Raw genomic sequence first — 11,797 nt, forward strand, 5'->3', positions numbered from 1 at the left:
GCCCGTTCAGGGCTGGGCGACCTTGCGGGTCTCGGTGGCGAAATAGACCGAGACGACGGTGATCAGCGCCAGCGCGATCATGTAGAGCGAGATCGGCCAGGTCGCCGGGGCATAGGCCGTCATCAATCCCGTCGCGATCAGCGGCGACAGTGCACCGGCGAAGATCGAGGCGAGGTTGTAGCCGAGGGAGACGCCGCTATAGCGCACCTTGGTGCCGAACAGCTCCGACAGGAAGCTCGCCTGCGGCCCGTACATCGCGGCATGGCCGACGGCGAGGCCCAGCACGATCGCGATCCAGGCATATTGCGGGTTCTTGGTCGAAAGCAGCATGAACAGCGGGAACGACATCAGCGCCGAGAACACCGCGCCGAAGATGTAGATCGGCCGCCGCCCGAGGCGGTCGGAGAGCGCGCCGAAGGCGGGGATGGTGAAGGTCTCGATCGCCGCGCCGATCAGCACGCCGTTGAGCATGTCCTGCTTGTTCATGCCGAGCGATTGCGTGGCATAGGCGAGCACGAAGGTCGCGTAGATGTAGAAGAAGCCGTTTTCGGCGAAGCGCGCGCCCATCGCGAGCAGGATGTTCTTGGGATACATGCGGATCGCCTCGAGGATCGGCATCTTCACTTCCTGCTTGGTGTCCTTGACCTTCTGGAACTCCGGCGATTCCGCGATGGTGAAGCGGATCCACAGGCCGACCAGCACCAGCGCGATCGAGAACAGGAACGGGATGCGCCAGCCCCAGGCATAGAGCTGCGCGTCGGTCAGCATCGCGGACACCACCGAGAATACCAGCGTGCCGAGCACGAGGCCGAGCGGCGCGCCGAGTTGCGGCCAGCTTCCATAGAAGCCCTTCTTGTCCGCAGGCGCATGCTCGACCGCCATCAGCACCGCGCCGCCCCATTCGCCGCCGAGGCCAAAGCCCTGGATCAGCCGGCAGGTGACGAGCAGGATCGCGGCCCAGATGCCGGCGGTCTCGTAGGTCGGCAGGAAGCCGATCGCCGCCGTCGCCGCGCCCATGATCAGCAGCGTCAGATAGAGCATGGTCTTGCGGCCGATCTTGTCGCCGTAATGCCCGAACACGACGCCGCCGAGCGGCCGCGCGATGAATCCGAGCGCATAGGTGGCGAAAGCCAGCAGCGTTCCCATCATGGGGTCGAAGGTCGGAAAGAACAGCTTGTTGAAGATCAGCGCCGCGGCGGTGCCGTAGAGGAAGAAGTCGTACCACTCGATCGCCGTGCCGATCAGGCTCGCGGTGGCGACCGTGACGTGCGAGGGCTGTCTCGTCTGAAGCTGATGGACCGAGATCGCTTCACTCATCTTGCGTCCTCCCTGGTTGCGAATGCGCATGTGCAGCATGCGTCATTGTGCAAAAGCGAAGAGCAAGCTCCGCGCCAGATGCCACAGCTTTGCGCAAATTGGCTGAAAACCCAGCAGATTCAGCGAATGCTTCCGGAAAGAGCGGCCAGGTCGCGTGTCAGGATTCCGAGACTCTGGACAAAGCGAGTCTCGAAACTCAGACGGAGGCCGGTCCTGAAGCGAGGCCGAACTTGGCGAGCTTCTTGTAGAAGGTCGCACGCGAGATCCGCAGCATCTTTGCGGCTTCCGAGATCTGGCCGTTGCTGGCGGCGAGCGCCTGCTCGAGCGTGTGCTTCTCGAATTCGGCCTCGGCCTCGGCATAGGGCACGACGAGACCGGCCGGGCGCTCGGGCGGTGCAAGCCTGACCTCGGCGCCAACAGGAAGAATGCGGACGAAGTCGTCGCCGGTCAGCCGCCCGGAATCGCTGAGGATCAGCGCGCGCTCGAGGATGTTGCGGAGCTCGCGGACATTGCCCGGCCAATCATAGCGGGCGAGTGCGGCAAGCGCGCTCGGCGTGATCTTGGCCTTGACGTAGTCGCCGGACACGCTGATGTCGTCGAGCAGCCGGGCGCAGATGTCGGGGAGATCGTCGAGGCACTGACGCAGCGGCGGCAGGTCCACCGAGAGCACGTTGAGGCGATAGTAGAGATCGGCGCGAAATGCGCCGTCGCTGACGCGCTTGCGCAGGTCCACATTGGTCGCCGCGATGACGCGGACGTCGACCTTGCTGATCTTGTCCGAGCCGAGCGGCTCGATCTCGCGCTCCTGCAGCACGCGCAGGAGCTTGGCCTGGAGCTGCAGCGGCATCTCGCCGATCTCGTCGAGGAATAGCGTGCCGCCGTCGGCGATCCGGAATTTGCCCTCGCGCCCTTTGCGGTCGGCGCCGGTATAGGCGCCGGGCGCGGTGCCGAAGAATTCGGACTCGATCAGCGTTTCCGGGATCGCGGCGACATTGACGCTGACGAACGGCTTGTCGGCGCGGGCGGAGGCGTTGTGGATCGCCTGCGCCAGCATTTCCTTACCCGTTCCGGTCTCGCCGGTGAGCAGCACCGTGACGCTCTGCCGCGCGGCGCGGCCTGCGAGCTCCTTGGCCTGCGCGATTCCCGGCGTCGTGCCGACGAAGTCGGCGAAGGTGAAGCGTGCCGCGCGGGCGTTGGACAATTGCCGTCGCGCCAGCCGCAAATCGCTCTCCAGCTGCGCGACGCGGGCGAGCAGCGGCTTGAGGCTTTCCAGATGGTCATAGAGCACGAAGCCGATCGCGCCGATGACTTTCCGGTTCTCGTCCTCGATCGGCATGCGCGTCACCACGAGCTGCTCGCCGCCGAGCTCCATGATGTCGAGCAGGATCGGCTCGCCGGTCTCGGCCACCTTCCGCATCAGGCTGTTCGGAATGATCTCCTCGATCGGCCGGCCGATCGCTTCCGCCGTATGCCTGAGGCCGAGCGAGGCCAGATATTTCTCGTTGACGTAGACGACGCGCCCGCCGCGATCGATCGCAATCGCGCCTTCGCAGAGGTTCTCCAGCCGCTCGAACAGCGTCACCATCGCGCGCGCACGGAGATAGACGGGATCGCTGACGGCAGAAGTGGGGACGGACATGGCGTGCCTCGCGGGAAGCCCGCCTGTGTATTACCAAAAGACCAGCAATTTCAAAGGGGGAATTGAGGGCTTGCTTCGCGACTCGTTCTCAGCCGTCGTCCTGGACAAGCGCAGCGCCGATCCAGGACCCATTACCCCAGGAAGCAGTTTGACGAAGACTCGCGGTTGCCATCGCGCGCCACGACATTCGACCGGGGTAATGGGTCCTGGCTTTCGCCAGGACGACACGGAGATTGTTGCGCCGCCGTCGGCCTACCTTCGATACCCGCTCGCGCGCGAATAGCCCTGGCGGTTCTGCTGCAGGGGGCGGCTGGCGACGCTGCCGCGGGCTTCGCTGGAGGCGGGGGTTGCGAGCTTCAGCTCCTCCAGGAAGATCGGGCGAGAGAAGTAATAGCCCTGCGCGTAGCGGATCTTGGTCGCCGCCTGCAGATAGGCCAGCTCCTCGTAGGATTCGAGGCCCTCGGCGATCACGGTGATGCCGAGCGCTTCGCTCAAGGATTCGATCGCGCGCAAGATGCCCTGGCTGCGCGGGCGCTTGTGGATGTCCGTGATGAAGGAGCGGTCGATCTTGATCTCGTCCGCCGTGATGTCGGCGAGCGCCGAGAGCGAGGAATAGCCGGTGCCGAAATCGTCGATGGAGATGCCGACGCCGAGCTTGCGGAACATCGGCAGGATCTCGGCCTGGAAGTGATTCTTGGCGACGAAAGCGTCTTCCGTCACCTCGATCATGAAGCGCTGGGGAAAGCCGGTCCCCTCCAGCGCCCGCGCGAAGCTGCGCATGAACTCGGGATTGCCGGCTTGCTTGGCGGCGACGTTGATGCTGATGGTCGCTTCCGCGCCGAAGGTGTCGTTGATCAGGTCGATCGACTTGACGATCTCGGCGAGCACGAGATGGGTCAGCTCGTCGATCAGCCCGAGCTCGCCGGCGAGGTTGATGAACGAGCCCGGAGCCTGGATCACGCCTTCGTCGTCGCGCAGGCGCACCAGGGCCTCGATGCCCTTCACGGCCTGCGTGCGGATGTCGACCTTGGACTGGAAGGCGCAACAGAAGCGCTTTTCCAGGATGGCGAGCCGCAGCGACTGCTCGATCTTGCTCCGCGCCAGCGCCTCGCGCTCCATGCTGGCGTCGAAGAACGCGGCCAGTCCCTTGCCGTTGTTCTTGATGCGGTACATCGCGATGTCGGCGTTCTGCCGCAGCGTCTCGAAGCTGCGCCCGTGGTCGGGATAGAGGCTGATGCCGACCGAGGTCGAGGCGAAGACCTCCGAATGGTCGATGAAGAACGGCGCGGTCAGCCGCTCCAGCGTCGATTGCATGAACTCGGCGACTTCCTCCTGGCTCTGGATCGGAGAGAGCAGCAGCAGGAATTCGTCGCCGGAGATGCGCGACAGCATGTCGGAATCGCGCAGGTCCCGCCCGAGCCGCTTGGACAGCTCGACCAGCAGCGCATCGCCCACGGCGTGGCCGTAATAGTCGTTGATGTGCTTGAAATTGTCGACGTCGAGAAAGGCGAGCGCGAAGCGTTCACTGCTGCGATCGCGCGCGAGCAGGCTGTTGGCGCGATGCTCGATCACGCGTCGCGAGGGCAGGCCGGTCAGCTCGTCGAAATAGGCCGAACGGAACAGCTGGTCCTCGAAATTCTTCTGCTCGGTGATGTCGGAGGAGGCCGAGATCAAGAGCTCGCGTCCGGCGAGGCGAACGGGACGATGGGTCGTGAGCAGCACCTGGCGCGCGGCGCCGTCGTGAAGTGCTTCCTCGGTGACGACGGGCTGGCCGGCGCTCAGCGCCTTGCGGCAGGCTTCGCGGCGCGGCGCCAGATCAGGCGAGGGACGGCTGCCGTCCATGCCGAGCTGGGCGGCTGCAGCATCGTTAACCAGCAGAAGCTCGCCATGGGCGTCCTGCACGGTCAGGCCGGCCGGCAGCATTCTAACGATTTCCTTGAGAAATCCGAGTTCGGCTTCATTCGCGCCGGAATATTGGTTGTCGTTCATAGAAGTCATGAATCTTGTTGTTTCGGCGCGCCTTTGCAATGCACGCAATCATGCGCAGTTCCCTCTTAAGTTTGGTTAAGGGGTACGGAGAAATACGGGGGTGTTTTGCGGCGATGCGACGCGCGCAGAAAATCGTCATTAACAGAGGGTCAACGGCACATGCGAAGCTGCGAGCGGAGTGCGCGGATCGCTTTCGCTTGTCTTCGAGTCTAGCCGCTCTTGGGGATGCGGCATTGCATGATGCAATGTAGCCCGGACTTGAGATAGGAGAGCTCGGTCCTGCCATCGAAGGCCGACAGTGCCGATTTCAGCAGCTTGGTGCCGAAGCCGGGCTCGGACACCTTGTCCACGCTCGGCCCTTCGGTTTCGTCCCAGGTGACGGTCAGGCGGTCCTCGCTGACAGTCCATGACACCTGCAACAGACCGCGCGGCGCGGAGAACGCGCCATACTTGCCTGCATTGGTGGCGAGCTCGTGAAACATCAATGACAGCGTGACCGCGAGCTTCGGCGGCAGGAATAGCCGGTCGCCGTTGAGGGTGAAGCGGACATGGCCGTAAGGCCCAAGCTCGGCGATCAAGAGGTCGCGGATATCGCAGCCCCCCTTGTCGATCCGCGAGATCAGATCGTCGGTCGCGGCCAGCGAGCGCAGCCGCGGATCGATCCGGGCCCAGACCTGCGGCTGGTCGTGCAGCACCTGATGAATCACCGCGTGCACGGTCGAGAGCTTGTTCTTCAGCCGATGCTGGAGCTCGTCGACCAGGAGTTTGCGATACTCTTCTTCTTCAATCAGGCGCTTGGAGATCCGGCGCTGCTCGACCAGCAGCGTCCGATAATGCTCGACGCCCCAGATCGTGAGCGCGCAGACCGCCCAGTACAGCGCCAGCAGGGCAAAGCGGGCGTTGTCGGCAATGGCATCGCTGAAATTCAGGACCACGCCGAGCACGCCGCCGATGATCGCCGTCACGATGCCGATCCGAAAACCTCCGAAAGCGGTGGCAAAGAACACGGCCGGAAAATACGGGGTGAAATAGACGTCGGGCCGGACCTGCGCGAGGCCCCAGCGCGCCAGCGTCGCAATCAGCAGGCAGGCGATCGCAAAGGCAATGCTGAGGCCGAGCGACGGCGGTGCCACGCCCTGCCAGCCCTTGCGGAACTCCTCGATCAGCTTCTCCATGCGCAGCCCGGTTGCGACGTGCGTTCGCCTCGAATGTTACGCATGTCGGGCGCGCAAGCAAAGCTTGCCTTGTCGCAAGCCGGCAGGAATAGTGATCGTCGCGGCGCCGACTGTCGCGGTGCCGTCGTCGATCGGTGTTCGCCGTTTGGCGTCAAGGGGTTCGAGAGCAGGGACATTCCATGGGCAGGCTGGACGGCAAGGTGGCGGTGATCACGGGCGCGACGAGCGGGATCGGATTGCGGACTGCGGAAGTCTTCGTTGCCGAAGGTGCCAAAATTGTGATCGCCGGGCGGCGCATGCCGGAGGGCGAGGCACTGGCGCGGCAGCTCGGGGCCAACTGCGTCTTCCTCCAGACCGACGTGACGGTCGAAGCGCAGATGCAGGCGCTGATCGCGCTCGCGGTGGAGAAGTTCGGCCGCATCGATTGCCTGTTCAACAATGCCGGCGGCCCGGCGCAGACCGGTGGCATCGAGGGTCTCGAAGTCGAGCGCTTCGACGCGGCGATGGCGACGCTGGTGCGCAGCGTCATGCTCGGCATGAAGCACGCCGCGCCCTACATGAAGAAGCAGGGTTTTGGCAGCATCATCAACAATGGCAGCATCGCAGGCCGTCTTGCCGGCTTCTCCTCGTCGATCGTCTATGGCGCGGCCAAGGCTGCGGTGATTCATCTCACCAAATGCGTGGCGATGGAGCTCGGCGAGTCCAATGTGCGCGTCAACTCGATCTCGCCCGGCGCGATCGCGACCGGCATTTTCGGCAAGGCGCTGGGGCTCTCGACCGACGCCGCGGAGGCGACGCCGGCGGTGATGCGCGAGGTCTTCAAGACCGCCCAGCCGATCCCGCGCGCCGGCCTTCCTGACGACATCGCGCAGGCCGCGGTGTTCCTGGCGAGCGACGAATCCAGCTTCGTCAACGGCCACGATCTCGTCGTCGACGGCGCCGTCACCGGCGGCCGCAACTGGAGCCAGCAGCAGCAGGGCTTGTCGGCGCTGCGCAAGGCGTTCGATCCGGGGGCGTAGGAGCGGATTATCTGTCGTCGTTCCGGGGCGATGCGAAGCATCGAACCCGGAACCTCGAGATTCCGGGTTCGCACTTCGTGGGCCCCGGAATGACGGCGTGCTAGTTCACACCGCCCTCACCGTCACCCGCAACCCATCCCGCGGCTTCGGGATCGGCCACATCTGCCAGTCGGGCTTGTAGCCCTCTTCCAGCGACACCTCGATGTTCTGCAAAAAGTGCCGCGCGAAGCATTTCGCCTGCATATAGGCGAAGTGCAGGCCAAGGCACATATGCGCGCCGCCGCCGAACGGCACGAAGGCGAAGCGGTGGCGGCCACGCTGGGCTTCCTCGGTGAAACGCAGGGGATCGAAGCGGTCCGGCTCGGGCCAGATGTCCTTCATGTGATGCGTGTACAGCGGGTTGACGCCGATCCGGGTCCCGGCAGGAACGGGGTATCCCATGAAGGTGAAATCACGCATGGCATAGCGCGGTAACGAGGGCACCGGTGGCCTGATCCTTAGCGACTCCTTAAATGCCATTTCCGACAGAGGCATTTTTTCGAGATCGTCGAAGCTGCTGGGGACACCAGGAGCAAGTCCGAGCGCCAGAACCTCCGCGCGCAGCCTGTCCTGCCAGTCCGGGTTGGCGGCGAGCTCGCCGATGAAGGAGGTCAGCGACGAGGTCAGCGTGTCGTGTGCGGCCATCATCAGGAAACTCATGTGGTCGATGACGTCCTGCTCGGACAGCAGCGCGCCATCCTCGTGGGTCGCGTGGCAGAGCTGTGAGAACAGATCCTCTCCGCCGCTCCTGGCGCGACGACGCGGAATCTGCTCGCGAAAATAGGCGACGATGCGCTTGCGGCCAGCCACACCGCGCGCCATCTGCGTGCCCGGCAACGGGCGGCGGATCGGAGCGATAGAGGCCGCGACCATGTCAGCAAAGGCGCGGTTGATCCCCTGGACCTCGGGACCGATATCGGCGCCGAGAAACGATGTTGCTGCGAGGTCGAGCGTTAACTGCTTCATCGCCGGATAGAGCTGAATCAAGCCGGGCTTCGCCTTCCACTGCGCGATCCGCTCTGCGATGCCCTTGTCGAGCTTGTCGAGATAAGACTTCATCGGTCCAGACTTGAACGCGACAGACAGCGCCTTGCGATGCAGGCGGTGCTCGTCGAAATCGAGCAGCATCAGGCCGCGCGGGAATAGCAATTCGAGCACATGGTTCCAGCCATGGGTCGACGAGAATAGTTTTTGCTGGTCGAACAGCACGAGCTCGTTGGCCTCGGGCCCGAGCAGCACGACGTTGGTCTGGCCGAAGGAATGGGTCCGAAAGACGGGCCCGTGTTTCGTGGCGTACGCCTCGATGAAACCCTTGGGGTCGGCCAGTAGTTGGAACGTCTTGCCGATGATCGGCAAGCCTTCGTCGCCGGGAATGTGCGTCAGCTCGTTACGCCTGGGCGGCGCGAAGGGGAACCTTGGGAGAGGACCCGCCCTGCATCGACATGACGATTGCTCCGTTGGCAGACCCGAACAACATAGCACATCCGCGCGCGATGACGCTGCGGTCGTCTTGCGCACAAAATCGTCACACACACGGTTGTCGTCCCGGCGAAGGCCGGGACCCATAACCACCGAATTGTGTTTGGCGACGACTCGCGATTGTCAGCTCGCAACAAATTCCTCCCTGGGGTTATGGGTCCCGGCCCCCGTGCGCAATTGCGCACTAGGCCGGGACGACGAGTGCGTCCTACCGCTTCGCCGCTTCCTTCTGCAGATCCGGCGCGTTGACGGCGGGAATGGCGACGCGGCCGGGGCCGGTCACTTTCAGCGCCTCGGCGGCCTTCTCGTTCTCCATGATCTTGGCCATCACGGCCTGGCCCGCACGCTCGAAAATCGCGCGGTTCTCGATCACGAATTTTTGCGACTTGCGCAAGGAGTCGATATAGCCGTTGATCTCCGGCACGACATAGCGCGCCACCATGTCCCAGCTCCGGCGTGTATTTTCCGGATTGGCCCAGTCGTGCACGAAGCCGATGATGGCGCCGACGCCGCCGGACACCTCCATCACGTTCTTGATGGTTTTGACGAGATCGTCGGGCGTGCCGATGGTGGACGCGGCGCCCTCGACGAAGGCGGTCTTGTCCACGGCTTCATCCGGCGAGGAGAACGCGCTCAAGCCCGGCCGTTGCAGCGTGCCGACATTATATTCGTTGTGCCAGCGCATCAGCCCGGCGCCGGCTTCGCGGCGGGCCTGCTCGCGGCTCTCGGCGATATGGAAGGTCAGCAGCACGCGCCAGTCGGCGCGGTTCACCGTGGTGCCGTGCTTCTTGGCGGCATCCTCGGCGAACTGCCATTGCTGCTGCAGCGACATCAGGCCCTGCGTCGTCATCGAGCCCAGCGAGATGATGCCGATGCCGTACTTGCCGGCGAGCGTCATGCCGGAGGGCGAGATCTGCGACGCCACCACGAACGGCATCTCCTCCTGCAAGGGGAGGATCTGCAGCGCGGCGTCGTTCATCGTGAACCAGTCGCTCCTCGCCGTGACCCGCTCGCCGTTGAACAGGCGGCGGATCACTGAGATCGCCTCGTCCTGGCGGTCGCGCTGCGTCATCGGGTCGATGCCGAGCGTATGCGCGTCGGAGGCCAGCGCGCCGGGACCGGAGCCGAAGATGGCGCGGCCGCCGGTCATGTGGTCGAGCTGCACCATGCGCTGGGCAACATTGAAGGGATGGTGATAGGGCAGCGAGATGACGCCGGTGCCGAGCTTGATCCGCTTGGTGCGCTCGCCGGCCGCGGCCAGAAACATCTCGGGCGAAGCGATCATCTCCCAGCCGGACGAATGATGCTCGCCGCACCAGAACTCGTCATAGCCGAGCGCGTCGAGCTGCTCGACCAGGTCGAGATCGCGCCGGAACTGGAGCATCGGATGCTCGCCGATCGGGTGATGCGGGGCAAGAAAGGCTCCGAATTTCAGGCGCGCCATGGCGTTCTCTCCGGCTGAATTTTCTGTTTGTTGGGTAGGCGTGAGGCTACGTGCCAGAGACGACGAACGCAATCGCGCGATGTCCCGCGCGGCGGAATGCAGCTATGTGCTGACGGTGCCTCTTCTCCCTCTCCCCGTTCTTACGGGGAGAGGGTTGGGGTGAGGGGCCTCTTTCCGCAGATGAGATAGCAGTGGGACCTGTACCCCCTCACCCAGATCGCAAGAGCGATCCGACCTCTCCCTGCAGGCGGGGAGAGGTGAAGGATCACCGCGTCATCCTGTTCCACGCATCGAGGCCGGCGATCTTGTACGCCTCGGCCAGTGTCGGATAGTTGAACGTGTTCTGGATGAAATAGTCGATTCCGCCTTTGAGGTTCAGCACGGCCTGGCCGATATGGATCAGCTCGGTGGCGCCCTCGCCGAGGATGTGGACGCCGAGCAGGCGGCGCGTCTTGGTCGAAAAGATCATCTTCATCATGCCGCTGTTCAGCCCCATGATATGGCCGCGCGAGGTCTCGCGGAAGCGGGCGATGCCGACCTCGTAGGGAATGCCGCGCGTGCGGACCTCTTCTTCCGTGAGGCCGGCGGTGGAGATCTCCGGCACCGAATAGATGCCGTAGGGAAAGAACTCCGGCGGCGCCAAGGGCTCCATGCCGAGCGCATGGCAGGCGGCGACCCGGCCCTGCTCCATCGACGTCGAGGCAAGGCTCGGAAAGCCGATCACGTCGCCGGCGGCGTAGATGTGCGGCACGCTGGTCTGCAAGGTCACGGGATCGACCGAGATGCGGCCGCGATGGTCGACCGCGATGCCGGCGGATTCGAGATTGAGCCGGTCGGTGGCGCCGACGCGGCCTGCGGCGAACAGCAGCATTTCCGTGGTGACGTGGCGCCCGTCCGACAAATGCGTGACGATGCCGCCTTGCGCCGTCTTCTCGATCGAGTTGACCTTGGAGCCGAGCCGCAGGGCGACATTGCGGTCGCGCAGCTCGTGCATGAACTCGTCGATCAATTCCTTGTCGATGAAATCGAGAAAGGTCGGCCGCGGTTCGATCAGGGTGACAGGCACGTCGAGCGCGCTGAAGATGGTGGCATATTCGACGCCGATCACGCCGGCGCCGATCACCGCCAGGCTGCGCGGCAGTTTTGGCAGCTCGATGATCTCGTCGCTGTCGAGCACGCTGGTGCCGTCGAACGGCACATAGTCGGGACGGAACGGGCGTGTGCCGCAGGCGATCAGGATGAAGGCGGCCGACACCACCTTGGTCTCGCCGATTGAGCTCGTGATCTCCACTTCGTGCGGCGAGACGAAACGCGCCTCGCCATTGGCGGTGCGCACGAGGTTGCGGCTGAACTGATGCTCCAAAACCTCGACCTCGTGATCGAGCGTCTTCTGCAGCCGGATCATCAGGTCGCTGGCCGCGATGTCCTGCTTCACCCGATAGGAGCGGCCGTAGAAGCCGCGCTCGCGCCAGCCGGACAGGTTGAGCACGGTCTCGCGCAGCGTCTTGGAGGGGATGGTGCCGGTGTGGACGGAGACGCCGCCGACCCGTCGGCCTTTCTCCACCACCAGCACGGCCTTGCCGAGCTTGGCACATTGCACTGCGGCCCGGCGCCCCGACGGGCCCGAGCCGATCACCACCATGTCGTAGTCGTACATCGGATTTGCTTCCGAGCCCCTGCAAATTCAGCGGGAACC

Annotated in this window: 8 protein-coding genes; 1 reads left to right on the forward strand and 7 read right to left on the reverse strand. The window is 64.3% G+C overall.

What is annotated here, in order from left to right:
* Positions 1-6: 6 nt before the first annotated feature.
* The 4 genes from JQ592_RS14585 to JQ592_RS14600 all read right to left on the reverse strand — a co-directional run bounded on the left by JQ592_RS14585 (position 7) and on the right by JQ592_RS14600 (position 6,120).
* Positions 7-1,317, reverse strand: coding sequence for an MFS transporter (locus tag JQ592_RS14585; RefSeq protein ID WP_246820409.1), 1,311 nt, complete (start codon positions 1,315-1,317; stop codon positions 7-9).
* A gap of 196 nt (positions 1,318-1,513) precedes the next feature.
* Entirely contained in the window at positions 1,514-2,956 is a 1,443-nt protein-coding gene (locus JQ592_RS14590; RefSeq protein WP_211403528.1) for a sigma-54 interaction domain-containing protein, read from the reverse strand.
* Between the two features lie 252 nt (positions 2,957-3,208).
* Positions 3,209-4,945, reverse strand: a complete 1,737-nt coding sequence (locus JQ592_RS14595) for a putative bifunctional diguanylate cyclase/phosphodiesterase (protein WP_211403529.1) — start codon at positions 4,943-4,945, stop codon at positions 3,209-3,211.
* Between the two features lie 209 nt (positions 4,946-5,154).
* Positions 5,155-6,120: a sensor histidine kinase gene (locus JQ592_RS14600; RefSeq protein ID WP_211403530.1), complete on the reverse strand. Its 966-nt coding sequence runs from the start codon at positions 6,118-6,120 to the stop codon at positions 5,155-5,157.
* Between the two features lie 179 nt (positions 6,121-6,299).
* On the opposite strand from JQ592_RS14600, the gene JQ592_RS14605 reads away from it, so the two are divergent.
* The gene (locus JQ592_RS14605) at positions 6,300-7,139 is read left to right on the forward strand and encodes an SDR family NAD(P)-dependent oxidoreductase (RefSeq protein ID WP_211403531.1); all 840 of its coding nucleotides are present in this window, start codon (positions 6,300-6,302) and stop codon (positions 7,137-7,139) included.
* Positions 7,140-7,244: 105 nt separating this feature from the next.
* On the opposite strand, the gene JQ592_RS14610 is transcribed toward JQ592_RS14605, so the two are convergent.
* The 3 genes from JQ592_RS14610 to sthA all read right to left on the reverse strand — a co-directional run bounded on the left by JQ592_RS14610 (position 7,245) and on the right by sthA (position 11,758).
* Positions 7,245-8,561: a cytochrome P450 gene (locus JQ592_RS14610; RefSeq protein ID WP_433996420.1), complete on the reverse strand. Its 1,317-nt coding sequence runs from the start codon at positions 8,559-8,561 to the stop codon at positions 7,245-7,247.
* Between the two features lie 304 nt (positions 8,562-8,865).
* A complete protein-coding gene (locus JQ592_RS14615; RefSeq protein ID WP_211403533.1) occupies positions 8,866-10,101 on the reverse strand; it encodes an LLM class flavin-dependent oxidoreductase in 1,236 nt (411 codons plus the stop codon).
* Positions 10,102-10,366: 265 nt separating this feature from the next.
* Positions 10,367-11,758 (reverse strand): Si-specific NAD(P)(+) transhydrogenase, encoded by a 1,392-nt coding sequence (gene sthA, locus JQ592_RS14620; protein WP_211403534.1) that lies wholly within the window; start codon positions 11,756-11,758, stop codon positions 10,367-10,369.
* Positions 11,759-11,797 lie beyond the last annotated feature (39 nt).

It is taken from the genome of Bradyrhizobium iriomotense (genome assembly GCF_018129405.1).
GTDB lineage: Bacteria > Pseudomonadota > Alphaproteobacteria > Rhizobiales > Xanthobacteraceae > Bradyrhizobium > Bradyrhizobium iriomotense_B.

Bases quoted from the DNA above. Each gene is read 5' to 3' on its own strand.
- sthA (WP_211403534.1), bottom strand. From the start codon at position 11,758: ATGTACGACTACGACATGGTGGTGATCGGCTCGGGCCCGTCGGGGCGC.
- JQ592_RS14595 (WP_211403529.1), bottom strand. From the start codon at position 4,945: ATGAACGACAACCAATATTCCGGCGCGAATGAAGCCGAACTCGGATTT.
- JQ592_RS14605 (WP_211403531.1), top strand. From the start codon at position 6,300: ATGGGCAGGCTGGACGGCAAGGTGGCGGTGATCACGGGCGCGACGAGC.
- JQ592_RS14590 (WP_211403528.1), bottom strand. From the start codon at position 2,956: ATGTCCGTCCCCACTTCTGCCGTCAGCGATCCCGTCTATCTCCGTGCG.
- JQ592_RS14615 (WP_211403533.1), bottom strand. From the start codon at position 10,101: ATGGCGCGCCTGAAATTCGGAGCCTTTCTTGCCCCGCATCACCCGATC.
- JQ592_RS14585 (WP_246820409.1), bottom strand. From the start codon at position 1,317: ATGAGTGAAGCGATCTCGGTCCATCAGCTTCAGACGAGACAGCCCTCG.
- JQ592_RS14600 (WP_211403530.1), bottom strand. From the start codon at position 6,120: ATGGAGAAGCTGATCGAGGAGTTCCGCAAGGGCTGGCAGGGCGTGGCA.